At 65.4% G+C, this 26,063-nt stretch carries 29 protein-coding genes; 25 read left to right on the top strand and 4 right to left on the bottom strand.

The window, feature by feature from the left end:
- The first annotated feature begins 3 nt into the window (after nt 1-3).
- The 9 genes from BM171_RS03870 (at nt 4) to BM171_RS03830 (ending at nt 6,295) form a co-directional block, all read left to right on the top strand.
- Nucleotides 4-1,062 carry a PAS domain-containing protein gene (locus tag BM171_RS03870; RefSeq protein WP_245760178.1) on the top strand — a complete coding sequence of 353 codons (1,059 nt, stop codon included), beginning with the start codon at nt 4-6 and terminating at the stop codon, nt 1,060-1,062.
- 3 nt (nt 1,063-1,065) lie between these two features.
- Nucleotides 1,066-1,695: a 3-oxoacid CoA-transferase subunit B gene (locus BM171_RS03865; RefSeq protein ID WP_093009505.1), complete on the top strand. Its 630-nt coding sequence runs from the start codon at nt 1,066-1,068 to the stop codon at nt 1,693-1,695.
- A complete protein-coding gene (locus BM171_RS03860; RefSeq protein WP_245760177.1) occupies nt 1,685-1,978 on the top strand; it encodes a GNAT family N-acetyltransferase in 294 nt (97 codons plus the stop codon). Before BM171_RS03865 ends, BM171_RS03860 begins: the two co-directional genes overlap by 11 nt.
- A 4-nt stretch (nt 1,979-1,982) precedes the next feature.
- Entirely contained in the window at nt 1,983-2,885 is a 903-nt protein-coding gene (locus BM171_RS03855) for a carbon-nitrogen hydrolase family protein (protein WP_093009503.1), read from the top strand.
- Between the two features lie 84 nt (nt 2,886-2,969).
- On the top strand, nt 2,970-3,188 hold the full coding sequence (gene infA, locus BM171_RS03850; protein WP_005978431.1) for a translation initiation factor IF-1: 219 nt from the start codon (nt 2,970-2,972) through the stop codon (nt 3,186-3,188).
- Nucleotides 3,189-3,250: 62 nt separating this feature from the next.
- Nucleotides 3,251-3,832 carry a Maf family protein gene (locus BM171_RS03845; RefSeq protein WP_093009502.1) on the top strand — a complete coding sequence of 194 codons (582 nt, stop codon included), beginning with the start codon at nt 3,251-3,253 and terminating at the stop codon, nt 3,830-3,832.
- Nucleotides 3,829-4,851: a ribonuclease E/G gene (locus tag BM171_RS03840; protein WP_093009501.1), complete on the top strand. Its 1,023-nt coding sequence runs from the start codon at nt 3,829-3,831 to the stop codon at nt 4,849-4,851. Before BM171_RS03845 ends, BM171_RS03840 begins: the two co-directional genes overlap by 4 nt.
- Entirely contained in the window at nt 4,848-5,048 is a 201-nt protein-coding gene (locus tag BM171_RS03835) for a DNA gyrase inhibitor YacG (protein ID WP_093009500.1), read from the top strand. The genes BM171_RS03840 and BM171_RS03835 overlap by 4 nt, the downstream gene beginning before the upstream one ends.
- Nucleotides 5,045-6,295, top strand: a complete 1,251-nt coding sequence (locus tag BM171_RS03830; protein WP_175497476.1) for an aminotransferase class V-fold PLP-dependent enzyme — start codon at nt 5,045-5,047, stop codon at nt 6,293-6,295. Before BM171_RS03835 ends, BM171_RS03830 begins: the two co-directional genes overlap by 4 nt.
- 9 nt (nt 6,296-6,304) lie before the next feature.
- Here BM171_RS03830 and glmS read toward each other — a convergent pair whose 3' ends face one another.
- Together glmS and glmU are read right to left on the bottom strand one after the other, a co-directional pair.
- Complete coding sequence (gene glmS, locus BM171_RS03825) at nt 6,305-8,122, bottom strand: glutamine--fructose-6-phosphate transaminase (isomerizing) (RefSeq protein WP_093009498.1); 1,818 nt, start codon at nt 8,120-8,122, stop codon at nt 6,305-6,307.
- A complete protein-coding gene (gene glmU / locus BM171_RS03820; RefSeq protein WP_093009497.1) occupies nt 8,122-9,477 on the bottom strand; it encodes a bifunctional UDP-N-acetylglucosamine diphosphorylase/glucosamine-1-phosphate N-acetyltransferase GlmU in 1,356 nt (451 codons plus the stop codon). The genes glmS and glmU overlap by 1 nt, the downstream gene beginning before the upstream one ends.
- 106 nt (nt 9,478-9,583) lie before the next feature.
- On the opposite strand from glmU, the gene BM171_RS03815 reads away from it, so the two are divergent.
- Nucleotides 9,584-10,249, top strand: a complete 666-nt coding sequence (locus BM171_RS03815) for an HAD-IA family hydrolase (protein WP_093009496.1) — start codon at nt 9,584-9,586, stop codon at nt 10,247-10,249.
- A gap of 32 nt (nt 10,250-10,281) precedes the next feature.
- Nucleotides 10,282-11,478: a DegT/DnrJ/EryC1/StrS family aminotransferase gene (locus BM171_RS03810; RefSeq protein ID WP_093009495.1), complete on the top strand. Its 1,197-nt coding sequence runs from the start codon at nt 10,282-10,284 to the stop codon at nt 11,476-11,478.
- Between the two features lie 9 nt (nt 11,479-11,487).
- Here BM171_RS03810 and BM171_RS03805 read toward each other — a convergent pair whose 3' ends face one another.
- Together BM171_RS03805 and BM171_RS03800 are read right to left on the bottom strand one after the other, a co-directional pair.
- Nucleotides 11,488-11,940: a CreA family protein gene (locus tag BM171_RS03805; RefSeq protein WP_093009494.1), complete on the bottom strand. Its 453-nt coding sequence runs from the start codon at nt 11,938-11,940 to the stop codon at nt 11,488-11,490.
- A 14-nt stretch (nt 11,941-11,954) separates the two neighbouring features.
- A complete protein-coding gene (locus tag BM171_RS03800) occupies nt 11,955-12,425 on the bottom strand; it encodes a pyridoxamine 5'-phosphate oxidase family protein (RefSeq protein ID WP_093009493.1) in 471 nt (156 codons plus the stop codon).
- Nucleotides 12,426-12,563: 138 nt separating this feature from the next.
- Between BM171_RS03800 and BM171_RS03795 the strand changes: the two genes are divergently transcribed.
- From BM171_RS03795 to BM171_RS03730, 14 genes are all read left to right on the top strand, one after another.
- Nucleotides 12,564-13,727, top strand: a complete 1,164-nt coding sequence (locus BM171_RS03795) for an isovaleryl-CoA dehydrogenase (RefSeq protein WP_093009492.1) — start codon at nt 12,564-12,566, stop codon at nt 13,725-13,727.
- Nucleotides 13,727-14,047, top strand: a complete 321-nt coding sequence (locus BM171_RS03790) for a hypothetical protein (RefSeq protein WP_093009491.1) — start codon at nt 13,727-13,729, stop codon at nt 14,045-14,047. Before BM171_RS03795 ends, BM171_RS03790 begins: the two co-directional genes overlap by 1 nt.
- 4 nt (nt 14,048-14,051) lie before the next feature.
- Nucleotides 14,052-15,611, top strand: coding sequence for an AMP-binding protein (locus BM171_RS03785; protein WP_093009724.1), 1,560 nt, complete (start codon nt 14,052-14,054; stop codon nt 15,609-15,611).
- Nucleotides 15,608-17,212: a carboxyl transferase domain-containing protein gene (locus BM171_RS03780; RefSeq protein WP_093009490.1), complete on the top strand. Its 1,605-nt coding sequence runs from the start codon at nt 15,608-15,610 to the stop codon at nt 17,210-17,212. The genes BM171_RS03785 and BM171_RS03780 overlap by 4 nt, the downstream gene beginning before the upstream one ends.
- 135 nt (nt 17,213-17,347) lie before the next feature.
- On the top strand, nt 17,348-19,288 hold the full coding sequence (locus BM171_RS03775) for an acetyl/propionyl/methylcrotonyl-CoA carboxylase subunit alpha (protein ID WP_093009489.1): 1,941 nt from the start codon (nt 17,348-17,350) through the stop codon (nt 19,286-19,288).
- Nucleotides 19,285-19,947: a glutathione S-transferase family protein gene (locus BM171_RS03770; RefSeq protein WP_093009488.1), complete on the top strand. Its 663-nt coding sequence runs from the start codon at nt 19,285-19,287 to the stop codon at nt 19,945-19,947. Before BM171_RS03775 ends, BM171_RS03770 begins: the two co-directional genes overlap by 4 nt.
- A complete protein-coding gene (locus BM171_RS03765) occupies nt 19,944-20,813 on the top strand; it encodes a hydroxymethylglutaryl-CoA lyase (RefSeq protein ID WP_093009487.1) in 870 nt (289 codons plus the stop codon). Before BM171_RS03770 ends, BM171_RS03765 begins: the two co-directional genes overlap by 4 nt.
- Entirely contained in the window at nt 20,806-21,591 is a 786-nt protein-coding gene (locus tag BM171_RS03760) for a crotonase/enoyl-CoA hydratase family protein (RefSeq protein WP_093009486.1), read from the top strand. Before BM171_RS03765 ends, BM171_RS03760 begins: the two co-directional genes overlap by 8 nt.
- A gap of 196 nt (nt 21,592-21,787) precedes the next feature.
- The gene (locus tag BM171_RS03755; RefSeq protein ID WP_093009485.1) at nt 21,788-22,153 is read left to right on the top strand and encodes an NADH-quinone oxidoreductase subunit A; all 366 of its coding nucleotides are present in this window, start codon (nt 21,788-21,790) and stop codon (nt 22,151-22,153) included.
- The gene (locus tag BM171_RS03750; protein ID WP_172975015.1) at nt 22,144-22,677 is read left to right on the top strand and encodes a NuoB/complex I 20 kDa subunit family protein; all 534 of its coding nucleotides are present in this window, start codon (nt 22,144-22,146) and stop codon (nt 22,675-22,677) included. Before BM171_RS03755 ends, BM171_RS03750 begins: the two co-directional genes overlap by 10 nt.
- 13 nt (nt 22,678-22,690) lie before the next feature.
- Nucleotides 22,691-23,302, top strand: a complete 612-nt coding sequence (locus tag BM171_RS03745; protein WP_093009484.1) for an NADH-quinone oxidoreductase subunit C — start codon at nt 22,691-22,693, stop codon at nt 23,300-23,302.
- A complete protein-coding gene (locus BM171_RS03740; protein ID WP_093009722.1) occupies nt 23,302-24,522 on the top strand; it encodes an NADH-quinone oxidoreductase subunit D in 1,221 nt (406 codons plus the stop codon). Before BM171_RS03745 ends, BM171_RS03740 begins: the two co-directional genes overlap by 1 nt.
- Before the next feature lie 37 nt (nt 24,523-24,559).
- A complete protein-coding gene (locus BM171_RS03735; protein WP_093009483.1) occupies nt 24,560-24,880 on the top strand; it encodes a hypothetical protein in 321 nt (106 codons plus the stop codon).
- 45 nt (nt 24,881-24,925) lie between these two features.
- Entirely contained in the window at nt 24,926-26,050 is a 1,125-nt protein-coding gene (locus BM171_RS03730) for an NADH-quinone oxidoreductase subunit E (protein ID WP_093009482.1), read from the top strand.
- Nucleotides 26,051-26,063 lie beyond the last annotated feature (13 nt).

The raw sequence follows: 26,063 nt of genomic DNA, 5'->3' as shown, positions 1-26,063 counted from the left end.
TTGGTGAGCGGGGCCCAGACCACGTCTCGCAACCTCAGCGCGGTTCTGGACGACAGGGCCGCCCTGGCGGGATTCGCGCGCCTTTCGGTCGCAATGGTCATCACCAACCCCAATGCGCCCGACAATCCGATCGTTTACGTGAACGAGGCGTTCGAGCGTGTCACGGGCTACAACCGTTCTTCGGTGATCGGGCGGAACTGCCGCTTCCTGCAGGGTCAACGCACCCGCAAGGAAGACGTGGATCGGGTCCGGGCCGCCGTGGAGAATGGTCGTGACGTGTCGGTCGACATTCTGAACTACCGCGCGTCCGGAGAGCCTTTCACGAACCGTCTGGTGATCGCGCCGATCACCAATGATGATGGCAAGCCGCTCTATTTCCTCGGTCTTCAGAAAGAGCTGCGCGATCCCGCGCATTCGCACGAGCATCTGGACCGGTCCTTCGAGGTGATCCGCTCGCGCGTTCAGGAAGACCTGTCTCTGATACTCGCGTCGATCTCGCATCCCAATCCGGGCCGTAGCCAGGTCGACCCGGTGCACGAGATCGAGGCCTTGCCGCGCCGGCTCGACTGCCTGCAACTCGTCTACGAGGAGCTTCAGGCGTCCGAATTGTCGGGCGGTGACAGCCAGATCGATTTCGGCTCGCTGATGACGCGGGTCGCCGCGAACGTGACCTATAACGAAAGTCGCCCCGGCATCCGGTTTTCCCAACAACTCGAGAGATTGCACGTGAGCCTCGATGCTTCCGTGCGGCTGAGCCTCGTTCTCTCCGAGGCGCTCTCGAACGCGTTCAGCCATGCCTTCGACGGGCTCGACAGCGGGTATATCGAGCTCCGGGCGACGCAGCTTGCGGCGGGCGGCTTGCGGTTCCTGATCGCCGATGACGGCGTCGGCATCCCGCAGAATATCAACTGGCCCTCGACGACGACGGTGGGCGGACGGCTGATTTCGTCCCTCTTGGACGGCCTCGATGCAACCATCAACGTCGTGCGGGGCGCGGCCGGAACGATCGTCATGATCGACGTGCCGATGGACCCCTACGATACGCTTCAGGAAGGAAAGTGACACATGCCTTGGGATCGTGAGCAGATGGCGGCCCGCGCCGCGCAGGAGCTGGAAGACGGCACCTATGTCAATCTCGGCATCGGCATCCCGACGCTCGTGCCGAATTACATCCCCGAAGGCGTGAACGTCACCCTGCAATCGGAGAACGGCATGCTCGGAATGGGGCCTTTCCCGGTTGAGGGAGAAGCCGATCCCGACCTTATCAACGCCGGCAAGCAGACGATCACCGAGCTGCCGCACACCTCCTATTTCGACAGCGCGACCTCCTTCGGCATGATCCGGGGCGGCAAGATCGCGATGGCGATCCTGGGCGCGATGGAAGTCGCCGAGAACGGCGATCTCGCGAACTGGATGATCCCGGGCAAGCTCGTGAAGGGCATGGGCGGCGCGATGGACCTCGTTGCGGGAGTGCAGCGGGTCGTCGTGGTGATGGATCACCAGAACAAGGCCGGCGAGTCCAAGCTGCTGAAGGAATGCACGCTGCCGCTCACCGGTACCGGCGTCGTCAATCGCGTCATCACCAATCTTGGTGTTCTGGACGTGGTCGAGGGCGGGCTGAAGATCGTCGAGACCGCGGATGGTGTCAGCGAGGACGATATCCGCGCCGCGACCGAAGCCACCATTGTCAACTGAGTTCGACATCACCCGCGAGGTCGAGGGCAGCCGCGGCCGCTACGTGATCCGCCGGAACGGCGCGGAGGCGGAGCTGACCTATTCGATCTCCTCGCCAACGCTCATCATCGCCGACCACACGGGGGTGCCGGACGCGATGCGCGGGACCGGGGCAGGGCAGGCGCTGGTCGAACGGCTCGTCGAGGATGCGCGCGCCGAGGGCGTGAAGATCGTGCCGCTTTGTCCGTTCGTGAACGCGCAGCGTCGCCGCCATCCCGACTGGGCGGACGCCTTCCAGGTCTGACGAAATGACATTCAAAGTCGCCGCCGCCGCCTATCCGCTCGATATCCTGCCGAACTGGGCGGCATACGAGGCCAAGCTCTCGTCCTGGGTGGCGGACGCGGCCGGGCAGGGCGCGGACCTGCTTGTCTTTCCCGAATACGGCGCGATGGAGCTTGCAACGTTGGCGGGGCTCGATGTTGCGGGCGATCTCGAGAAGTCGCTTCACGCCGTCTCGGACCGGATGCCCGAGGCGAATGCCCTGCACGCCGAACTGGCGGCTCGCCATGGGGTCCACATTCTTGGCGCTTCCGCGACGGTGTTCGATACCGAGATCGGAAAGCGCCCGGTCAACCGCGCATGGCTTTTTACGCCCGATGGCATGTCGGGGCACCAGGACAAGCAGATCATGACGCGCTTCGAGCGCGAGGATTGGGGCGTCGTGGGCGGCGGGCCGCTGCGGCTCTTCGAGACCGCGTTGGGCAAGATTGGCATCCTCATCTGCTATGACAGCGAATATCCCCTTCTGGGCCGGGCGCTGTCGGAGGCCGAGATCCTGCTCGTGCCCTCCTGCACCGAGGCGCGGGCCGGATATTCGCGGGTCCGTATCGGTGCGATGGCGCGCGCGCTCGAGGCGCAATGCGTGAGCGTGATGTCCTCGACCGTGGGCGATGCGGCCTGGTCGGAGGCGGTGGATACCAATTGCGGGGCGGGCGGCGTCTTCGGTCCGCCCGATACCGGCTTCCCGGCGACGGGCGTTCTGGCCGAAGGCAGGCTCGACGCGGCCGGCTGGACCTTCGCGGAGATTGACGTGGACGCGATCACTCATGTCCGGGCCGATGGCGGAGTTCTCAACCGGGCCCATTGGAATGACCAGGCAGGACGCGACGGCGTGCCCGCCCGGATTGACCTGCGCCATATTGGCCCTTGAAAAAGCGCCCGAACCGGACCATTTACATGCATCGCATGATTGGGGGCAGCCTCTTTCGTGCAAAGACGCAATTCAGGAGAGACCATGGCCAAGGAAGATACGCTCGAATTTCCCGGTGTCGTGAAGGAACTCCTGCCGAATGCGACGTTCCGGGTCGAGCTTGAAAACGGCCATGAGATCATCGCACACACGGCAGGCAAGATGCGCAAGAACCGCATCCGCGTTCTGGCTGGCGACAAGGTTCAGGTAGAAATGACGCCCTACGATCTGACGAAGGGCCGGATCAACTACCGCTTCAAGTAAGCTGCGGCGACGCAGGCGAAAAGGGGGCCTTCGGGCCCCTCTTTCATGTCGGGAGCAGGGATATGGCACTCATTCTGGGATCGGGAAGCCCGCGCCGGCGCGATCTGCTGGCCGAGCTGGGGCTCGTGGCCGACGACGTGCGCCCGCCCGATATCGACGAAACGCCCCGCAAGGGTGAGTTGCCGCGTCCTTACTGTATTCGCATGGCGCGCGAAAAGGCCGAGGCTGTGACGGCCGAGGCCGAGGACGTGGTGCTCTCCGCCGATACCACCGTCGCGATTGGGCGGCGAATCCTCGGCAAGCCTGAAGATGCCGGCGAGGCCGAGGCCTTCCTCAGAGCCATGTCGGGGCGCCGACACCGCGTCATTACCGCTGTCGCCGTGCGCCGCGGGACGGAGCTTTGGGAGCGGGACGTGGTCACGCAAGTGAAGATGAAGCGGCTCTCCGAAGAGGAAATTCAGGGCTATCTCGCAACCGGCGATTGGCAGGGAAAAGCGGGCGGATATGGCATCCAGGGGCCGGCTGGGGCGTTGATCCCGTGGATCTCCGGCTCATTCACAGCGGTGGTGGGGCTGCCGCTTGCCGAGACCGCGCAGCTTCTGGCAGCCGCTGGCATACCCGTCTGGAAAGGACGCAGATCATGAAAGGCGCAACCATCGTTCTGGGCGAGATCGCGGGCCGCGAGGCGGCGGCGCTGATGAAGGACGGAAAGCTCGACGATCTGTTCGTGGCCCATGACGGCCCAGTGCCGGGCGCGATCTACCGCGCCGTGGCGGGACGGCCGATGAAAGGGCAGGGCGGCATCTTCCTCGAGACGCCGGACGGGCCGGTCTATCTGCGCCAGATCAAGGGCATCTCTCCCGGCGAGACACTCCTTGTGCAGGTCACGAGCCATGCCGAGCCGGGCAAGGCGGTTCCGGTGACGCACAAGATCCTTTTCAAGAGCCGTTATGCCATCGTGACGCCGGAAGCGCCGGGGCTCAATGTCTCGCGGCAGATCAAGGACGACGATCTGCGCGATGCGCTTCTCGAGATCGCGCACGAATTGATGGAGGGCTCGGAATACGGGCTGATCCTGCGCTCGTCGTGCGACGGTGCCGATGAGGCCACCATCGCGGAGGATATCGCAGAGATGCGTACCCTCGCCGAGAGCGTGATGGCGGACAAGAGCCGGGGGGCCGAGCTTCTGGTCGAAGGCGACGGCCCGGAAGCGCGGGCGTGGCGGGAATGGACGGTGCCAGCGAGTGTTGAGCGCGGGCCCGAAGCTCTGGAAGCAACGGGCGCGCTCGAGGCGATCGAGGCGCTGTCCTCGCCCATCGTGCCCTTGGGCGGCGGTGCGAGCATGGCAGTCGAGGAGACGCGGGCGCTCGTCGCGGTCGACGTGAATACCGGCGGGGATACCTCCCCCGCGGCCGGGCTCAAAGCCACGATCGCCGCGCTGCGTGATCTGCCGCGTCAGTTGCGCGTTCGCGGTCTGGGCGGCGTGATCGTCATCGACCCTGCGCCCTTCCCCAAGAAAGAGCGCCGGCAAATCGAGCAGGTCTTGCGCGCCGCGCTCCGGGCTGATCCGGTAGAGACGAATTTCGTCGGCTGGACGCCAATGGGGAATATAGAGCTGCAACGCAAGCGCGACCGGATCGCGCTGACGGAGATCCTGCGATGAGCTGTCCGATCTGCAAAAACGAGACGGATCCGAAATACCGCCCGTTCTGTTCGCGGCGCTGCGCGGATGTGGACCTGTCGAAATGGTTCTCCGGCAGCTACGCGGTTCCGTCGGACAATCCCGAAGATATCGAAGAAGCGGTCGATCAGGCGCTTCGGGCCCGCGCGACGGGCGAAGACGGGGAGAGCACGCATTGACCTTGGAAACCAACGGCCAGCTTATCGCGCAGGTGCGCGAACGGTTTGCTCATGTCGACACCTGTCCTTTCACCGGCCCGCGCATCTTTTTCGAGAATGCGGGCGGGGCGCTGACCTTGAAAAGTGTCGTCGAAACGTCCGGCGCCTATGCCGCGATTCCCGACAACCAGGGCCGCGCGAACCCGGCGAGCGCTGCTCTTCAGGCGGTGATCGACAAGGCCCGCGCCGATGTGCGGCGCTTGTTCAACGCGGCCGGCGGCGCGGTGATCGTCGGCGAAAGCGGCACCGAGCTTCTTTTCCGGCTCGTTCGCGAGGCCTGTCTCGGGGCACCCGAAGGCGGCTCGGTGATCGGATCGTCGGTCGAGCATCCGGCGTCGCGGTCTGCCCTGCGCCGATGGGCCTCCGAGACTGGGAGGCCCTATGTCGAGGTGCCGCATGACAGCGATACTGGCAGTGTCTCTGCGGACGATTATGCCCGGCTCGTGACCGCCGAGACGCGTGTTGCGACCATCCTGCACACGTCGCCCGTGACGGGGATCGGCAACGATATCGCGTCCATCGCGGCGGCGATCCGCAAAATCGCGCCCGAGGCTTTCATCATCGTAGACGGGATTCAGCACGCCTGCCACGGCGGTATCGATCTGTCGGCGGCTGACGTCGATGGGTACGTGATCTCGCCTTACAAGGTGTTCTCACGCCACGGATACGGCATCGCCTGGGCATCGGACCGGCTGGCCGCTCTCGGCCATGACACACTGATCGGCGGTCCGGGCGGTTGGGAGTTGGGCACCCGCGACACCGGGGCTTATGCGACGATGTCCGATGTCGTTTCCTATTTCGACTGGCTCGGCGGCGAGGTTTCAGACGACACCGATCCCCGTGCCCGGCTCGAAGCGGCGGCAGAGGCGATCCGGGGGCAGGAGCAGATGCTCTGCAACGCGGCGCTATACGGGACCGACAACCTGCGCGGTCTTGCCGAGATGGAGGGGGTCACGGTGATCGGCGGGCCGGAGAATGCCCGACGCGAGGGACTTGTGACCTTCGCTCATGCGACCGTTCCGGCTGCCGATATTGTCGATGCGCTGAATGCCGAAGGCATCCGGACGCATATCCGCAAGGCCGACCATTATTCGGGGAACATCCTCGATCCGCTCGGTATCGAGGCGGCGGTGCGGGTGTCGTTCTGTCACTACAACAGCCGCGCCGAAGTGGCCGCGTTCCTGTCGGCCCTGACCCGTATTCTCTGACCGCGCGGCCTACTCGACCGTCACCGACTTGGCGAGGTTGCGCGGCTGATCCACATCCGTGCCCTTCGCAACCGCGCCGTGATAGGCCAGAAGCTGTGCGGGCAAGGCGTAGAGTAGGGGCGCGAGCATCTCGGGCACTTCCGGCAGGATGATCGTGCGCCAGACCTCGGAGCCCGCTGCCGCGGCACCTGCTGCATCGGTCACGAGAAGAACGTTCCCACCGCGCGCCATCACTTCCTGCATGTTCGACACCGTCTTGTCGAAAAGCGAGTCGCGCGGAGCCATGACCACAACGGGCACGCTTGCGTCTATCAGCGCGATGGGGCCGTGCTTGAGTTCTCCCGACGCGTAGGCCTCAGCGTGGACATAGCTGATTTCCTTGAGCTTCAGCGCACCCTCGAGCGCAAGCGGATACATCAGTCCGCGCCCGAGAAAGAGCACGTCGCGCGCCTCGACCATGTCGCGGGCGGAGTCGGCGATGATCTCGTCGCGCTCGAGAGCGACATTGAAAATGCCGGGCAGGCTGCGCAGGTCCGCAAGATGTTGGGCCTTTTCTTTCGCGGTGATCCGACCACGCTGGAAGGCCGCCTCGATCGCCATGAGCAGGAGGACGTTGAGCTGACAGGTGAACGCCTTGGTCGATGCGACACCGACTTCGACGCCCGCATGGATCGGCAGCGCCAGATCGCTTTCCCGCGCGATGGAGCTTTCATCGACGTTAACCACCGACAAGATGCGATCGGCCTTGTCCCGGCAATAGCGCAGCGCGGCCAGCGTGTCCGCGGTCTCTCCGGACTGGCTGACGAAGAGGGCCGTGGTGCCGCTCGTGATCGGAGGCTCGCGGTACCGGAACTCGGAGGCGATATCGACCTCGACGGGCAACCCGGCGAGGCGCTCGAACCAGTATTTCGCCGTAAGGCACGCGTAATAGGCCGTGCCGCAGGCCACCATCGTCAGGCGCTCGGTGCCCGTGAAATCGAGCCCGGCCTCGCCGAAATCGATGTCGTCGCCGTCGAGATAGGCGCTGAGGGCTCCGGCGAGGACGGTCGGCTGCTCGGCGATCTCCTTCGCCATGAAGTGCCGGTAGCCCGCCTTGTCGACCCGTGTGGCGGCGATATTGACCTTCTTGACCGGGCGATTGGCGAGGTTGCCCGCTTCGTCCCGGATCTCGCAGGTGGTGCGGGTCAGGATCGCGCGATCGCCCTCGTCAAGATAAGTGATCTGATCGGTCAGCGAGGCCAGCGCGATCGCGTCGGACCCCACGAAGACCTCGCCGTCGCCATGCCCGATGGCGAGCGGGCTTCCTTTGCGGGCTGCGATCATAAGATCTTCCTGACCGTCAAAGAGGAACACGAGTGCGAACGCCCCTTCGAGCCGCGAGAGCGTCTTCTCGGCGGCCTCGACGTGATTGAGGCCCGCGGCGATGTAACTCTGGCAGAGATGCGCGACGGTTTCGGTGTCCGTCTCGGTCGAGAATTCGTATCCCGCGCCGGTCAGCTCTTCGCGCAGTTCGCGGTAATTCTCGATGATGCCGTTATGCACGACCGCGACGGGGCCGGCCTTGTGGGGATGCGCGTTGACTTCGGTGGGAGAGCCATGCGTCGCCCAGCGCGTGTGACCGATGCCGGACTTGCCGGGCAGGGGGTTGTGGACCAGAAGGTCCGAGAGGTTCACAAGCTTGCCCACGGCGCGGCGGCGGTCGAGATGGCCGTCATGCACGGTTGCGATGCCCGCGCTGTCATAGCCGCGATATTCGAGCCGCCGCAGCGCCTCGACCAGAACCGGCGCGACCTCGTGCTTGCCGAGTACGCCAACAATCCCGCACATCAGGATGCCCCTTCTGTCAATTTGCGTTTCTTGGCACGCAGCATGTCCATCAGCTTGCGGCCATATCCTGTCTTCGTTTCTTGCCGCGCACGGCCCAGCGCGAGAGCGCCATCGGGCACGTCGGCGGTGATGACCGACCCCGAGCCCGTCAGTGCCTCGTCACCGACGCGCACGGGCGCGACCAGCATCGTGTTCGATCCGATGAAGGCCCGTGCGCCGATCTCGGTGCGGTGCTTGAAGACGCCGTCGTAATTGCAGGTGATCGTGCCCGCGCCGATATTGGCCGCCTCGCCGATATCGGCGTCGCCGATGTAGCTCAGGTGATTGGCCTTGGCGCCCTCGCCAAGATACGCGTTCTTGATCTCGACGAAATTGCCGACATGCACGTCCTCGGCGAGTTCCGCTCCCGGGCGCAGGCGGGCGTAGGGGCCGACCACGGCCCCGCGCGAGACATGCGCGCCTTCGAGATGGCTGAAGGCACGGATCCGCGCTCCGGATTCGACTGTGACGCCCGGTCCGAAGACGACGTTGGGCTCGATCTCCGCGTCGCGCCCGATTGTCGTGTCAAAGCTCAGGAAGACGGTGTCCGGGGCCTGCATGGTCACGCCGTTGCCGGTCAGCTCGACACGGGCGCGGGTCTGGAAGATCGCCTCGGCGCGGGCCAGCTCGGCGCGGGAATTGATGCCCAGCGTTTCCGCCTCGGGGCAGGTCACGACCGTCGCCGTCAGCCCGTCCTCGCGTGCGAGACCGACGATGTCGGTGAGGTAATATTCGCCCGAAGCGTTGTCGTTGCCGATCTTGCCGATCAGCTCGAACAGGGTCTTGCGATCCGCGGCGATCACGCCCGAATTGCACAAGGTGATGGCGCGCTCGGCCTCGCTGGCATCCTTGTACTCGACGATCTTGTCGAGCCGATCCCCTTCGGCCACGAGCCGGCCGTAGCGCGCGGGGTCCGCAGCTTCGAAGCCCAGAACCACGATATCGGCGCGGCCGCGGGCGACCGCCATGTCTTCCAGCGTCTCATGGCTGATGAAGGGCGTGTCGCCGTAGAGAACGATCACGTCGCCCTCGAAATCGGCCAGTGCCTCCCGCGCCTGATCGACCGCATGGCCCGTGCCGTTCTGCTCGGACTGGATCACGGCGGTGCAATCCGGGTCGTAATCCTGCGCCGCCTTCGTCACCGCTTCGGCGCCGTGGCCGGCAACGACGATGATCCGCTCCGGCGAAAGGCTCGATCCGGCTTGCATGGCATGGTGCAGCATCGGCGCGCCGCCGATCTTGTGCAGCACTTTCGGCAGGTCCGATTCCATCCGCGTGCCTTTCCCGGCGGCGAGAATGACCAGGGCAATGCTCATTGAAAATCTCTTTGCTTTAACGTCGGCCCCGTTTTAACCGCTCATGCCAAGGTAGCAAGGCGATACGGATCACGGCATGTGTCCGGCTGTGACAAGGAGCAGGGCAATGCGAAGCGTGATATTCGATCTCGACGGAACGCTGGCCGATACCAGCGGCGATCTCATCGCGGCGGCCAATCTGTGCCTCTCCGAGATGGGGGCGACGACGCGGCTCGATCCGCAGATGGACGCGCGCACGGCGTTTCGCGGGGCGCGCGCCATGCTGAAGCTCGGGCTTGAACGCGAAGGCGCATATTCCCCGGACGCGGTCGAGACATGGTATCCCCGGCTCCTCGAGGCGTACGGGGCGGATATTTCACGGCACACCACGCTCTATCCCGGCGCGATGGAGGCAGTGGCGGCGCTATCGACGAGCGGGTTTCGCGTGGGCATCTGCACGAACAAGCCCGAGGGGTTGGCCGAGCAGCTTCTTGCCGATCTCGAGATCCGCGACGCTTTTGCCTCCATGATCGGCGCGGACACGCTGCCGGTCCGCAAGCCCGATCCCGAGCCCTTGCGCGAAGCGATCCGGCGCGCAGGCGGCACTGAGACCCGCGCGGTATTGGTCGGTGACACCGAGACAGACCGCGAAACCGCGCGCGCCGCGGGCCTTGCCTCAGTTCTCGTGGGCTTCGGGCCGGAAGGTTCGGGCATCGCCAGACTCAAGCCCGAGGCGATCATCGGCCATTACGACGAATTGCCCGGCGTCGCTCTGCGGCTTCTCGGCGATTGACGGGGCGCGCGTTTCCGCGTGTTCTGAGCGCCATGAGCGAGACCTTCCACGGCAATTTCACCCAGCAAGAAGCGATCCCGGAAGAGGGAATCGCCGCCGCACTCGACGTTCTTCGCCACGGGCGGCTGCACCGCTACAATCTGGCCGAGGGAGAGCTGGGCGAGACCGCGCTTCTCGAGCAGGATTTCGCGGCCCTGACCGGCGCGCGCTATTGTCTCGCGGTTGCCTCTGGCGGCTACGGTTTGGGCGCGGCGCTGCGGGCGACAGGCGTCGGGCCGGGCGATGCGGTCCTGACCAATGCCTTCACGCTTGCGCCCGTACCCGGAGCCATCGCGGCGCTCGGCGCGCGCCCGCTTTTCGTTGAGACGACCGAGGATCTGGTCATCGACCTTGACGATCTCGAGGTCAAGGCCGCCGATGCGCGGGTCTTGATGCTGTCGCATATGCGCGGACATATCGCCGATATGGAACGCGTGACCGAGCTCTGCCGCGCCAAGGGTTTGACACTCATCGAGGATTGCGCGCACACGATGGGGGCCCATTGGAACGGGGTGCCCTCGGGGCGGCACGGAGCGATCGGCTGCTATTCCACCCAGACCTACAAGCACGTGAATTCCGGCGAAGGGGGTCTCTTGGTGACGGACGACGCGGACCTCGCAGCGCGGATGATTCTCCTGTCGGGCTCGTACATGCTCTATGAGCGGCATCTCGCCGCGCCGCCGAAGGAGGTCTTCGAGGAGCTGCGTCTCGACGTGCCGAACGTCTCGGGCCGGATGGACAACCTGCGCGCTGCGATCCTGCGCCCGCAGCTCTCGCGGCTGGCGGAGCGGGCCGAGGCATGGAACGCACGGTACCGTGCGCTCGAGGCGGGGATCTGGGGCGCGCCAGGCATATCGCTGCCGCACCGGCCCGACGCTGAGGGATTCGTCGCGTCGTCCTTCCAGTTTCTCGCGCTTGACTGGCCACCGGAGAAGGCGGCGGAGCTCGTCGCGCGTGCCGGTGCGCGCGGTGTCGAGATGAAGTGGTTCGGCGCGGAGGATCCCGTCGCCTTCACGTCGCGCTACGCGCACTGGCGCTATGCGGCCCCGATGGCGCTGCCACGTACAGACAGGGTGCTCGCGGGTCTGTTCGACCTGCGTCTGCCACTGACTTTTTCCGAAGAGGATTGCCGCCTCATTGCGCGTATCCTGCGCGAGGAGATTGAGGCGCTCGCGGATCGGGCGGCCTGACCCGCCGCTTCATTCCGGCGCGTAGAGCGGCACGGTTGAGATCGCAACTTTCGCCGAGCCATCGGTCAGCTCCGCCGCGTGGGCGACGTAGACCAGGGTCTGGTTGGCTTCGTCCCAAATGCGTTTGACGCGCAGCGATTTCAGGATGATGGACCGCGAGGTGCGGAAGACGTCCTCTCCGCTCGGGCTGCGGTCGATCTCGCCGATCTCGATGGGGCCGGTCTGGCGGCAGGAGATGGATGCGTTCGACGGATCCTCGAACCAGTTGCCCTTGGACAGCCGGTCGATCAGCCCTCGGTCGAAATAGGCGATGTGGCAGGTCACGCCTGCCACATCGGGGTCCGAGATTGCCTCGACGATGATATCGTTGCCCACCCAGTCGACGCCGATCTCGCCGATCTCCTCGGCAGCGAGCGGAGTTGCCGCCAGGGAGAGGCATAAGGCGGCAAGCCGGGTGAACATGCGACAAGCTCCGATCAGAACGCGACCCGACCGTGTTGACCGGCGTCAGGGGTATCCTTCGTCACGTTGGCCTTTGCAACTTCGTAAAGGAAGCCCATGCTTTTCGCGGTGGCCCAGATTTCTCCGTCATCGGGGGAAAAGCTGATGAGACGGATCGAATCGTCGTCTCGGCCGTCGGGGAACCAGGCTGCCACGGTCGCGTCCCAGATCTCGTCGAGCTTGTCGCTGTCATCGACGATGGAAAGCTTGCCGTCGAGATTGGCAAAGAGGTTCGCCTTGGGATCGGCCACCTGGAAGGTCGCGACGTCACCGCCATGCGCGGCGCGGTCGGCGGCGGAGCCGCGTGGGCAGACGAACCAGATGACTTCGGCATCCTTGTCGGCATGGGGCGCCATCGGCACGGGGCGCTCGCCCGCGGCGGACAGAAGGCCCGCGGTCACATCGTCCATGCGTTTCCAGAAGGTCTGTTTCAGCTCGGTGCTCATTTGAAGAATCCTTTTCGAGTGAGGTTTCCCATGCAACCCTGCGCGGAGCGGCCGGGTTCCAGACCGATTGACGGAAGGGGGTCTCTGGCCCTATAGATTTGAACAAGTGTTCAATAATGGCTTGGGAGGGCCGTCCTCATGTTCAACGCTGTCATGCGGTTCGATCTTGGTGAGGATGTCGACGCGCTGCGCGAGACCGTTCACGGGTGGGCGCAGGAGCGAGTGAAACCGATGGCCGCCGCGATCGACCGGGAGAACGCCTTTCCGAACGAGCTGTGGCGCGAGATGGGTGACCTCGGTCTTCTGGGTGTCACCGTCGAGGAGGAATATGGCGGCGCGGGCATGGGCTACCTGGCCCATACCGTCGCGATCGAGGAAGTCGCCCGCGCCTCGGCCTCCGTGTCGCTGTCCTATGGCGCGCATTCCAATCTCTGCGTGAACCAGATCCGCCTCAACGGCACGGCCGAACAGCGCGCCGAGTACCTGCCGCGTCTCGTCTCGGGCGAGCATGTGGGCGCGCTTGCCATGTCCGAGGCGGGGTCCGGCTCGGACGTGGTGTCGATGAGCCTCAAGGCCGACAAGCGCAATGACCGCTACGTGCTGAACGGCAACAAGTACTGGATCACCAACGGCCCCGATGCCGATACGCTGGTCGTCTATGCCAAGACCGACCCGGACGCCGGCTCCAAGGGGATCACGGCGTTTCTTGTCCAGAAGGAGATGAAAGGCTTCTCCACCTCGCCGCATTTCGACAAGCTCGGCATGCGCGGGTCGAACACGGCGGAGCTGATCTTCGAGGACGTGGAAGTGCCGTTCGAGAACGTGCTCGGCGAGGAAGGGCGCGGCGTGCAGGTGCTGATGTCGGGCCTCGACTACGAGCGTGTCGTACTCGCCGGGATCGGGCTCGGCATCATGGCGGCCTGCCTCGACGAGATCATGCCCTATCTCGCGGAGAGGAAGCAGTTCGGAAAGCCGATCGGTTCGTTCCAGCTGATGCAGGGGAAGATCGCCGACATGTACACCGCCATGAATTCCGCCCGCGCCTATGTCTACGAGGTCGCGAAGGCTTGCGATGCGGGGCGCGTGACGCGCCAGGACGCGGCCGCTTGCTGTCTTTACGCCTCCGAGCAGGCGATGGTGCAGGCGCATCAGGCGGTTCAGGCGATGGGGGGCGCCGGCTTCATGAACGAGACACCCGTCAGCCGCCTTTTCCGCGATGCCAAGCTGATGGAGATCGGCGCGGGCACGTCCGAGATTCGGCGTATGCTGGTCGGACGCGAGCTCATGGCCGCGATGGGGTGATGCCGGAATGGCTGCGTTTTCTTCCCTTCGCGCTTCTGGTCGCGATGGCCGCGCTCGTCGGGTGGCGGCAGGGATGGATCGTGGCCAACGTGACCGAGACCCAAGTGATCGACGCCTATGCAGAGCGGTACATGGCCGACCGGCAGGCCGCAGGCACCGGGGAAGGCGCGGCGCGGTCGGACTGCCGGGCGCGACCTGCGCCCGAAGGGTCCGGGTGGCTCGTCGTGATCTGCGGGCCGAGCCCGCACGATCCGGCGCGGCACTACACCTACTACGTGAACCGCTCGGGCGGGCTCGAACGGCTGGTGGGGCCCGAGTGAAATGATGCTGCGTCGCCGCCCTTATGACGAGCTCTATGCCCGCTTTCGGTGGGATCTGCCGGACGAGCTGAACCTCGCGCACCAGGTTTGCGATGGCTGGGCGGCGACGGAGCCCGACCGGATCGCGATCATCGACCTCTCGGGCGGCGCGCGACGCGACATCACCTATGGCGAACTCTGGGATTTGTCCCGGCGTGTCGAAGCGGCGCTGATCGAGAAGGGCGTGATGCGGGGTGACCGGGTCGGCGTGCTTCTGTCGCAACGCCCGCTCTGCGCCGCGGCGCATATCGCGGCCTGGCGGCTTGGCGCGATTTCGGTGCCGCTGTTCACGCTGTTCCGCCGCGACGCGCTCGAGACCCGGATCGACGATAGCTGGCTTGGCGTGGTCGTGACCGACGAAGAGGGGCAGGAGCGCCTGAAGGGCTTCGGTCTGGGCATCGTCACCCGGGCGTCTCTGCCGCGCGAGCCGAAAGGCACGCAGGCGGGCGTGGCGACGGGGCCGGACGATGCGGCGGTCCTGATCTATACGAGCGGCACGACGGGGCGGCCCAAGGGGGCGCTGCACGGTCACCGTATCCTGACGGGGCATCTTCCGGGCGTCGAGATGAGCCATGATTTCCTCGGTCAGCGGGGCGATGTGCTTTGGACGCCTGCGGATTGGGCCTGGATCGGCGGGCTCTTCGACGTGCTGATGCCGGGGCTCGCCTTGGGCGTTCCGGTCGTCGCAGCGCGAATGGAGAAGTTCTCGGCGGACGAATGCGTTCGAATTTGTAAAAACGCGGCGGTCCGTTGCGTCTTCTTTCCGCCGACCGTGTTGAGGATATTGAAGTCCGAGGGCGCGCGGATCGACGGCCTGCGCTCGGTTGCGAGCGGCGGGGAGCCTCTTGGCGCGGAGATGCTGGTCTGGGGGCGCGAGGCGCTGGGCGTGAGCATCAACGAGTTTTACGGCCAGACCGAATGCAACATGGTGGCCGCCTCGGCGGGCAGCCTTTTCAGCCCGAAACCGGGCTTCATCGGCCGCGCTGTGCCGGGCCATCGGCTTGCGGTGATCGACGAAAGTGGCGAGCCTTGCGAGGGTGAGGGCGACATCGCGGTAAAGCGAGGATCAGCGTCCATGATGCTGGAATACTGGCGAAATCCGCGGGCGACCGAAGCGAAGTTCCGCGGCCGGTGGCTGCTGACCGGGGATCGCGGCGTGATGGAGGATGGCTTCGTGCGATTCGTGGGCCGCGAGGACGATATCATCACGTCCTCGGGCTACCGGATCGGACCGGGCGAGATCGAGGATTGCCTGATGATGCACCCCGCCGTGGCCACGGTCGGCGTGGTTGGCAAACCCGATCCCGTGCGCGGCGAGGCGGTGAAAGCCTACGTGGTCCTTCGTGATCGCGAAGAGACGGCCTCCCTTGCCGCCGAACTTAAGACATGGGTGAAGGAGCGGCTCGCAAGCCATTCCTACCCAAGGGAAATCACCTTCGTGGAGGCGCTGCCGATGACCGTGACCGGCAAGGTGATCCGCAAGGAGCTGAAAGCGCGGGCCGCGCGCGAAGGAGACGCGTCATGAAACTGCAATCCCAGGTCATGGCCGGATCGGCTGAATTCAAGGCGAACCGGCAGGCGCATCTCGACGCGCTGCGCGTCGTCGAGGAGGCTGCCGCGCAGGCCGCGGAGGGCGGCGGTGCCAAGGCCCGGCAACGCCATCTCGATCGTGGCAAGATCCTGCCGCGCGAGCGGGTGGCGACGCTGCTCGACCCAGGCTCGCCCTTCCTCGAAGTCGGAGCGACGGCAGCGCATGGCCTCTATGACGGGGCCGCGCCGGCCGCTGGCGCCATTGCCGGGATCGGGCGCGTTGCGGGCCAGGAATGCATGGTGCTCGCGAACGACGCGACGGTGAAGGGCGGCACCTATTACCCGATGACCGTGAAAAAGCATCTGCGCGCCCAGGAAATCGCGGAGGAAAACCATCTGCCCTGCATCTACCTTGTGGATAGTGGTGGCGCGAACCTACCCAACCAGGACGAGGTCTTTCCCGACCGCGATCATTTCGGGCGGATCTTCTACAACCAGGCGCGGATGAGCGCGAAGAATATCCCGCAAGTGGCCGTGGTCATGGGCTCATGCACCGCGGGCGGGGCCTATGTGCCCGCGATGTCGGATGTGACGATCATCGTGAAGGACCAGGGGACGATCTTCCTTGCGGGGCCACCGCTCGTGAAAGCCGCGACCGGCGAGGAGGTCACGGCTGAAGACCTTGGCGGCGGCGACGTGCATACCCGGCTCTCGGGCGTCGCCGATTATCTGGCCGAAGACGATTATCACGCGCTGGAACTGGCACGGCGGGCCGTGGCTGGCTTCAACCGCACCAAGCCGGGCAGCGTGGTCTGGCAGAGCCCGGAAGAGCCCGCCTACGATCCCGAGGAGATCCTCGGCGCGGTGCCGGCGGATTTGCGGACGCCCTACGACATCCGCGAGGTCATCGCGCGGGTTGTCGACGGATCGCGGTTCGACGAGTTCAAGCCCCGCTTCGGCGATACGCTGGTCACGGGCTTCGCGCATGTGAAGGGCTGCCCTGTCGGGATCGTGGCGAATAACGGCGTGCTGTTCTCCGAAGCCGCGCAGAAAGGCGCGCATTTCGTGGAGCTTTGCTCGCAGCGGAAGATCCCGCTCGTGTTCCTGCAGAACATCACCGGCTTCATGGTCGGGCGGCGCTACGAGAACGAAGGCATCGCCCGGCACGGGGCGAAAATGGTCACGGCGGTTGCGACGACCTCGGTGCCGAAGATCACCATGCTTGTCGGGGGCTCTTTCGGCGCGGGCAATTACGGCATGGCAGGGCGGGCCTATTCGCCGCGGTTTCTCTGGACCTGGCCCAACAGCCGGATCTCGGTGATGGGCGGCGAGCAGGCGGCAGGCGTTCTGGCCACCGTCAAGCGCGCGGCGATGGAGAAAGCCGGCGAGACCTGGTCCGAAGAAGAGGAGGCCGCCTTCAAGCGGCCAACGGTCGAGATGTTCGAGCGGCAATCGCATCCGCTTTATGCGTCGGCGCGGCTTTGGGATGACGGCATCGTCGATCCGCGCAAGACCCGCGACGTGCTCGCCCTGTCGCTGAGCGCGGCGCTTTGTGCGCCGATCGAGGAGACGCGCTTCGGCGTGTTCCGGATGTGATGGCGGCGCTTGAGACAGACCGGGTTCCGGCGGATAGCGCGGGAGCGAGGGGCCAGCCCCTCGCGCTCCCCGCGGTATTTGGGCCAACCCAAGGAGGGGGTAGAGCGCGCATGACGAGCGATGCAAGGAGCGGCGATGTTTGAGAAGATCCTGATCGCCAACAGGGGCGAGATCGCCTGCCGGGTGATGGAGACGGCGCGATCCTTGGGTGTCCGCACGATCGCCGTCTATTCCGACGCGGACCGCACCGCCCGGCACGTCGCCCTGGCGGACGAGGCCGCGCATATCGGCGGGCCTGCGCCTGCGGAGAGCTACCTGCGTGGCGAGGCGATCATCGAGGCGGCGCTCGAGCGCGGGGCGGAGGCGATCCATCCGGGCTACGGCTTTCTGTCGGAAAACCCCGATTTCGTGGAAGCGGTCGAAGCGGCGGGGCTCGTCTTCATCGGCCCGTCCACGAAGGCGATCCGGGCGATGGGACTCAAGGATGCCGCCAAGGCTCTTATGGAAGAGGCCGGCGTTCCGGTCGTGCCTGGCTATCATGGCGCAGAGCAGAGCGACGCGCATCTGGCGAAGGCGGCCGGGCGGATAGGGTATCCGGTGCTCATCAAGGCGGTCGCGGGCGGCGGCGGCAAGGGCATGCGGCTCGTCGAGGAGGAGGCGGATTTTGCCGAAGCGCTGGCCTCTGCACGCGCGGAGGCGAGGGGCGCTTTCGGCAACGAGGCCGTGCTCGTGGAGAAATTCGTCACCAAGCCACGGCATATCGAGGTGCAGGTCTTCGGCGACGGGACGCGGGCGGTGCATCTTTACGAGCGCGACTGCTCGCTTCAGCGGCGGCACCAGAAGGTGATCGAGGAAGCGCCAGCGCCCGGCATGACCCCCGAGATGCGCGCCGCGATGGGAGAGGCAGCGGTCCGGGCCGCCGAGGCCATCGGCTACAAGGGCGCGGGCACGGTCGAGTTCATCGTGGACGGAGAGGGTGGGCTTTCGCCCGACGGCTTCTTCTTCATGGAGATGAACACACGCCTCCAGGTCGAGCATCCGGTGACCGAGGCGGTGACGGGGATCGACCTCGTGGAATGGCAGCTACGCGTGGCCGCCGGGGAGGATCTGCCGCTTTTGCAGGAGGAGATCCCGCTCGTGGGCCATGCTTTTGAGGCGCGGCTTTACGCCGAGGACGTGCCCAAGGGATTCTTGCCGGCAACGGGGCGGCTCGATCACCTGCGCTTTCCTGAAGGAGTGAGGGCGGATACCGGCGTGCGCGCGGGCGACACGATCAGCCCGCATTACGATCCGATGATCGCGAAGCTCGTCACCCACGGGGCGACGCGCGAGATCGCCCTGGCGCGAATGAGCCGCGCGCTCGAAGAGGCCGAGGTTGCCGGAACGGTGACCAACCTTGCCTTTCTTGGCGCGCTGACGCGGCATCCGGGATTCGCCGCGGGTGATGTCGATACCGGGCTCATCGGCCGCGACCTCGAGACGTTGACGACGGAGCCGGAAACGGCGCCGCACGTCGTCGCCGAGGCGGCGCTGACCGCGCTCGGCCTCGACGGACCGGCGGCGGCGCACCAGGGGTTCTCGCTCTGGCAGCCGCTCATGCAGCGCGTCGTGCTGGTCCGGGGCGGCGAGGAACTCGTGGTGCGGCTGGCCGTGCTCGGGCCCGACCGGATCGAGTTTCGGTTGCCGGGCGATACCGTTCTTGCCGAGCGCGAGGCAGGACATTGGCGCTTTGACGGGATGCCCGCCTGCGGTGCGGTGCGGCATGGCGGGCGCATCACCGTCTTCGCCCATCACGGGCAGGGCTTCGATATCGTCGATCCCCTGGCACGCGCAGCGGCGGCGCATTCGAGCGACGCGATCGAGGCACCGATGCCGGGCCGTGTCGCCCAGATCCTTGTCAGCGCAGGCGACGCGGTAGAGGCGGGCGCGCGCCTTGCCGTGCTCGAGGCGATGAAGATGGAACATGGGCTTAAGGCCGGGCGCAGCGGACGCGTGGCGGAGGTTCTGGTCGCGGAAGGCGACCAGGTCGAGGCAGGCGCGGCGCTTCTGCGGCTCGAGCCCGAGGACGAGGCATGATCCGGCTGCACCATGTGCCGCTCGGGCGGTCCTTCCGGGTCATGTGGCTGATGGAGGAACTCGGTCTCGAATACGAGGTGGCCTATTACTCGATCCGCGACGGCTCCATGCGGAGCCCCGACTTTCTGGCGCTCTCTCCCGCGGGACGTGTGCCTGCGCTCGACTACCATGGCGAGACGATGGTCGAGAGCGGCGCGATCCTGCAGATCCTGTGCGAGCGCCATCCCGAGCCGCGCTTGCAACCGGCACCCGGCGAGGACGGGCGCGCGCGGTATCTCGAGACGCTGGCGTATTCAGAGACGATCGGCTGTCTTGTCGAGAATCTGAACCTCAACCGCGTTTTCCTGCGTAATCCCGAGGATGCCTCGCCCGTGGTCATCAAGCTTCTGACCGCGCGTCTGCGCGGCGCGCTGCGAGGGGCCGAGGCGCTGTTATCGGGCGATTATGTTCTTCCGAGCGGCTTTTCTGCGGCTGATATCATGCTCTCCTACGGGTTCGAGCTTGCGCGCTATTACGTGCGGATGGAGGAGTTTCCGACGCTGATGGACTATTGGGAGCGGCTCAAGGCGCGCCCGGCATACATCGCCGCGAAGGCACGCGACGGGGAGCAGGATCTCTATGACCGCGACTTCTATCCCTTGCCTGGAGAAGAGACATGAGCGGGCCGGTCGAGCTTTTCGAGGTGGGGCCGCGCGACGGGCTTCAGAACGAGCCGGGTGAGATCTCGGTCGCGGGCAAGGTGCGACTGATAGATTGCCTCAGCCGCGCGGGGTTCCGGCGGATCGAGGTGGCCTCTTTCGTGAGCCCGAAATGGGTACCGCAGATGGCAAATTCCGGGGAGGTGCTGGCCGGAATCACGCGGGCTCCGGGCATCTCTTACGCGGCGCTGACGCCGAACATGCGGGGCCTCGAGGCGGCGCTCGAGGCGGGAGCAGACGAGGTCGCGATATTTGGCTCGGCCTCGGAGGGGTTTTCCAAGGCCAATATCAACGCAAGCATCGCAGAGAGCCTCAAGCGGTTCGCGCCCGTGGCCGAGGCCGCGCGCGCGGCCAGCTTGCCAGTCAGAGGCTATGTCTCCTGCGTCGTCGAATGCCCATATGACGGGCCGGTCGCGCCGAGCGAGACCGCGCGGGTTGTCGCGGCGCTTCGGGATATGGGCGTCTACGAGGTCAGCCTAGGGGATACGATCGGGCAGGGGACACCCGAGGCGGTGGACGCGATGCTGAGCGCGGTGCTGGAGGAGATGCCCGCGCCGAAGCTTGCGGGGCATTTTCACGACACCTCGGGACGGGCTCTTGAGAATATCGAGGTTGCGCTCGGACGGGGGCTTCGGGTCTTCGACACGGCGATCGGCGGGCTTGGCGGCTGTCCCTATGCGCCCGGCGCGAAGGGCAATGTGGCGACTGGCAAGGTCGCGGCGCGGCTAAAAGCGCTTGGCTACGAGACCGGGCTCGACATGGCCGTACTTGAGGAGGCCGAGGTCATCGCGCAATCGCTGAGGGCAGAAGGGGCGCAGCATGGCTGATCTGATACGGACCGAAACGGATGCGCGCGGCGTGGCGACGCTCTGGCTTGCGCGGGCGGACAAGCACAACGCGCTTTCGGCGCAGATGATGACCGAGCTCGTGGACGTGGCCGAGGCGCTGGCGCGTGACACCGAGGTGCGTGTCGTCGTGCTGGCCGCGGAGGGCAAGACCTTCTCGGCCGGGGGTGATCTGGCCTGGATGCGCGAGCAGCGCGAGATGGACGCAGAAACCCGCAAGCGTGAAAGCCGCCGGATCGCGGAGGCTTTGGGCGCACTGGCCGCGTTGCCACAGCCCCTGATCGGACGCGTTCACGGCAATGCGTTCGGCGGAGGGGTCGGGCTCATCTCGGTGTGCGACGTGGCGATCGGCGTTGCCGGCGTGAAGATGGGCTTCACCGAGGTGCGGCTGGGGCTGCTTCCCGCCAATATCGGGCCTTACGTGATCGCTCGGATGGGCGGGGCGCGGGCGCGCGAGGTCTTCATGAACGCGCGCATCTTCGAGGCTGAGGAGGCAGTTCGGCTGAACCTCCTGGCGAGGGTCGCGGCGGACGAGGAGGCACTGGACGCTGCCGTCGAGGACGAGATCGCGCCCTACCTGACCTGCGCGCCGGGCGCCGTCGCGGAGGCCAAGGCTCTTCTCAACGCTCTTGCAGGCCGCGTGACGCAGGACGATGTCGACATGGCGATCGATGCGCTCGCCACCCGTTGGGAGACCGAGGAGGCGAGCGAGGGGCTCACGGCCTTTTTCGACAAGCGAAAGCCGCGCTGGGCCGAATGACGCGCGACCGATCCTGCGTCCTCTTCGCGCAGAGGCCGGAAAAGGCGCTCTCTATGGACCGTAAGGGGCACCCGGGCCGTTGACCCCCAGAAGGGCGAGGGATAGATGAGCCCTAGCCAACTCCGCTACCGGATGACGTGCGCCCGTTGATCTGTCATGATCGCGGCGCGCAGAAACAGGGAAAGGAAAGATCTCCGTGGAAGAGATGCTGAGGGAATACCTCCCGATTCTCGTGTTCCTGGCCATTGCCATCGGGCTTGGCCTCGTGCTCATCCTCGCCGCTGTCGTGCTGGCGGTCCGCAATCCCGACCCCGAGAAGGTGTCGGCCTATGAATGCGGGTTCAACGCTTTCGATGACGCGCGGATGAAGTTCGACGTGCGCTTCTACCTGGTCTCGATCCTGTTCATCATCTTCGATCTTGAAATCGCCTTCCTGTTTCCCTGGGCCGTCGCGTTCCAGGATGTCTCGATGGTCGGTTTCTGGTCGATGATGGTCTTTCTCGGAGTTCTGACCATCGGCTTTGCCTATGAATGGAAGAAAGGGGCACTCGAATGGGAGTGATGACAGGCGCGAACACCGCCGGTCCCGACCGCGAGGTGGCCACGCAGAACCTCAACCGGGAACTCACCGACAAGGGCTTCCTGCTGACCTCGACCGAGGACATCATCAACTGGGCGCGCACCGGCTCGCTGCACTGGATGACGTTCGGGCTCGCGTGCTGCGCGGTCGAGATGATGCATTCCTCGATGCCGCGCTACGATCTCGAGCGCTTCGGGGTCGCGCCGCGCGCCAGCCCGCGCCAGTCGGACCTGATGATCGTCGCGGGCACGCTGACGAACAAGATGGCCCCCGCGCTGCGTAAGGTCTACGACCAGATGCCGGAGCCGCGCTACGTGATCTCGATGGGATCGTGCGCCAATGGCGGCGGCTATTACCATTACAGCTACAGCGTCGTGCGCGGCTGCGACCGCGTCGTGCCGGTGGACATCTACGTGCCCGGCTGCCCGCCGACCGCCGAGGCGCTCGTTTACGGGGTCATGGCCCTGCAACGGAAGATCCGGCGCACCGGCACGCTGACGCGCTGAAGGAGACCCGCTCATGAGCAGCGAAATGCAGGAACTCGGCGGTTACATCGAGGCCAAGCGCCCCGAATGCATCGTCACCTGGGAGGTCACGCAGGGCGAGCTGACCATGCAGGTCGCGCCCGCCAACATCCGCGGTCTCGTGGAGTGGTTGCGTGACGAGCCGACCTGCCGGTTCACGACCCTGATCGACATCACGGCAGTGGATTACCCGCAGCGCGCAAAGCGGTTCGACGTGGTCTACCACTTCCTCTCGATGCACCAGAACCACCGTATCCGTCTCAAGGTCGCGGCGCGCGAGGAGGACATCGTCCCCTCGATCACCTCCGTGCATCCGTCCGCCGACTGGTTCGAGCGCGAGGTGTTCGACATGTTCGGCCTCCTGTTCTCCGGTCACCCGGACCTGCGCCGCATCCTCACCGATTACGGCTTCCGCGGGCATCCCTTGCGCAAGGATTTCCCGACGACCGGCTATGTCGAGGTGCGCTACGACGAAGAGCAGAAGCGGGTGATTTACGAGCCCGTGAGCCTTGTGCAGGAATATCGCCAGTTCGACTTCATGAGCCCCTGGGAAGGCGCGGAATACGTGCTGCCGGGCGACGAGAAGGCCGAGGAGGGCGCGAAATGATGGACGGCACCAATCAGTTCGACGACGCGCAGACGCAGGAACAGCGGATCCGCAACTTCAATATCAACTTCGGGCCGCAGCACCCGGCGGCGCATGGCGTGCTTCGTCTCGTGCTCGAGCTTGACGGCGAGATCGTGGAGCGGTGCGATCCGCATATCGGCCTCCTCCATCGCGGCACCGAGAAGCTGATGGAGAGCCGCACCTACCTGCAGAACCTGCCTTATTTCGATCGTCTCGACTATGTCGGCACGATGAACCAGGAGCACGGCTGGTGCCTCGCCATCGAGAAACTGACCGACACGCCGGTGCCGCGTCGCGCGCAGCTGATCCGGGTGCTTTTCTGCGAAGTCGGCCGGATCCTGAACCACCTTCTCAACGTCACCACGCAGGCGATGGACGTCGGCGCGCTCACGCCGCCGCTCTGGGGCTTCGAGGAGCGTGAGAAGCTCATGGTCTTCTACGAGCGTGCCTCGGGGGCCCGCCTGCATGCGAGCTATTTCCGTCCCGGCGGCGTGCACCAGGATCTGCCGGACGAGCTCCTGGCGGATATGGAGGAATGGTGCCGCGAGTTCCCGAAGGTGCTCGACGATATCGACGGGCTTCTGACCGAGAACCGCATCTTCAAGCAGCGTAACGTCGATATCGGCGTCATCACGCAAGCCGACGCGCAGGAATGGGGCTTCTCCGGCGTCATGGTGCGCGGCTCTGGCATGGCGTGGGATCTGCGGCGGGCGCAGCCGTATGAATGCTACGACGAGTTCGAGTTCCGCATTCCCGTGGGCAAGAACGGCGATTGCTACGATCGCTATCTCGTCCGCATGGAAGAGATGCGCCAGTCGATCCACATCATGCTGCAAGCCATCGAGAAGCTTCGGATGCCCGAGAACAAGGGCGACATCCTTGCGCGCGGCAAGGTCACACCGCCGAAGCGGAGCGAGATGAAAACCTCGATGGAGGCGCTCATCCATCACTTCAAACTCTATACCGAAGGGTTCCACGTGCCCGAAGGCGAGGTGTATGCCTGCGTCGAGGCTCCGAAGGGCGAGTTTGGCGTCTACCTGGTGGCGGATGGCACGAACCGGCCGTACCGGGCCAAGATCCGTGCGCCCGGCTACGCCCACCTTCAGGCGATGGATTTCATGGCCAAGGGCCACCAGCTGGCCGATGTGGCCGCCATTCTGGGCTCGATGGATATCGTGTTCGGGGAAGTGGACCGCTGAGCGAAGCGGTCCGCCAATAAAAACAGGAGTGCGGGGGATGCGCCGAATTTTTGTGAGCCTTTTGGGGCTGGGTCTGGTCGCGGGTTGTGCGATGCCGCCCGAAGGCACCGACGAAGCCGATGTCGCGAGCTTCGACAGGGCTGTTGCCTCGATCGGCTGCGATCTTGTTGATGAGGGCGATTACCAGGCGGTCGAGATCCAGACCGGCCTGTCGCGCCCCCAGACGCAGGAAATGGCTTCCTTCCGCGTTGAAACGGATGCGGCCGTGCGCCTGTCGAATGGCGGAATGCGCCTCGTGACGGGCAGCTGCGCGCCGGCCGAGCCCGCCGCCGAACCTGCGGACGAAGAGACGGCCTGAGCCAGAGACTGACATGCGCGCCGAGTGCGCAACGGAAAGAACGCCATGCTGAGACGACTGCATAAAGAGCAACCCGAGAGCTTCGCCTTCACGCCCGACAACCTCGCATGGGCGCGGACGCAGATCACGAAGTTCCCGAAGGGCCGTCAGGCTTCGGCGATCATTCCGCTTCTCTGGCGGGCCCAGGAACAGGAAGGCTGGCTCTCGCGCCCCGCGATCGAGCATATCGCCGAGATGCTCGATATGGCGTATATGCGCGCGCTCGAGGTCGCGACCTTCTACTTCATGTTCCAGCTCCAGCCCGTCGGCTCTGTCGCGCATATCCAGATCTGCGGCACGACCTCGTGCATGATCTGCGGCGCCGAAGATCTTGTGGCGGTCTGCAAGGAAAAGATTGCCCAGAAACCCTTCGAAACCTCTCCGGACGGCAAGCTCTCCTGGGAGGAGGTCGAGTGCCTCGGCGCCTGCGCGAACGCGCCGATGGCGCAGATCGGCAAGGATTATTACGAGGATCTGACCGCCGAACGTCTGGGGGAGATCCTGGACGAGATCCTCGCCGGCAAGGTGCCGACACCGGGTCCGCAAAACGGCCGCTACGCCTCCGAGCCCGCGATGGGTTTGACCTCGCTCAAGGACTACGAGGCCGACCGGCATCCCGAAAATGCATCGGTTGAACTGGCCACCACTATCGGCGACACGATCAAGCGGATCGACGGAAGTGAAGTCGAGCTTGAAGCGCCCTGGCACGATTTCAGCCAAGAGGTCGGGGAGGCGGAGCCGTCCCGCGGCGTCGAAAAAGCGCCGGATCACCCGATCGACGAGACCGGTGTTGACAAGCGCGAAGCGGTTGCAGGGGGCAAGGCGCACCCCAAGAGCTACGAGCCGGCACAGGCGGCGGAAGAGGCCGAGGAAGACATCGGCGAAAAGCCCGAACAGCTGTCCGGTCCTCGCGGTGGCGGCGCCGACGATCTCAAGAAGATCAAGGGTGTCGGACCGAAGCTCGAGAAGATGCTGAACTCGCTCGGATTTTATCACTTCGACCAGATCGCCGGCTGGACCGAGGCGGAGGTTGCATGGGTCGACCACCATCTCGAGGGCTTCAAAGGCCGGGTCAGCCGTGATGATTGGGTCTCGCAGGCGAAAGCTCTGACGTCGGATGACGAGACGTAGATAGATTCGCGTG

The organism is Roseivivax halotolerans, from assembly GCF_900115815.1.
Taxonomy (GTDB): domain Bacteria; phylum Pseudomonadota; class Alphaproteobacteria; order Rhodobacterales; family Rhodobacteraceae; genus Roseivivax; species Roseivivax halotolerans.
Note: the sequence above shows the minus strand (reverse complement) of the source record. Positions and strands in the feature narration are given on the sequence as shown.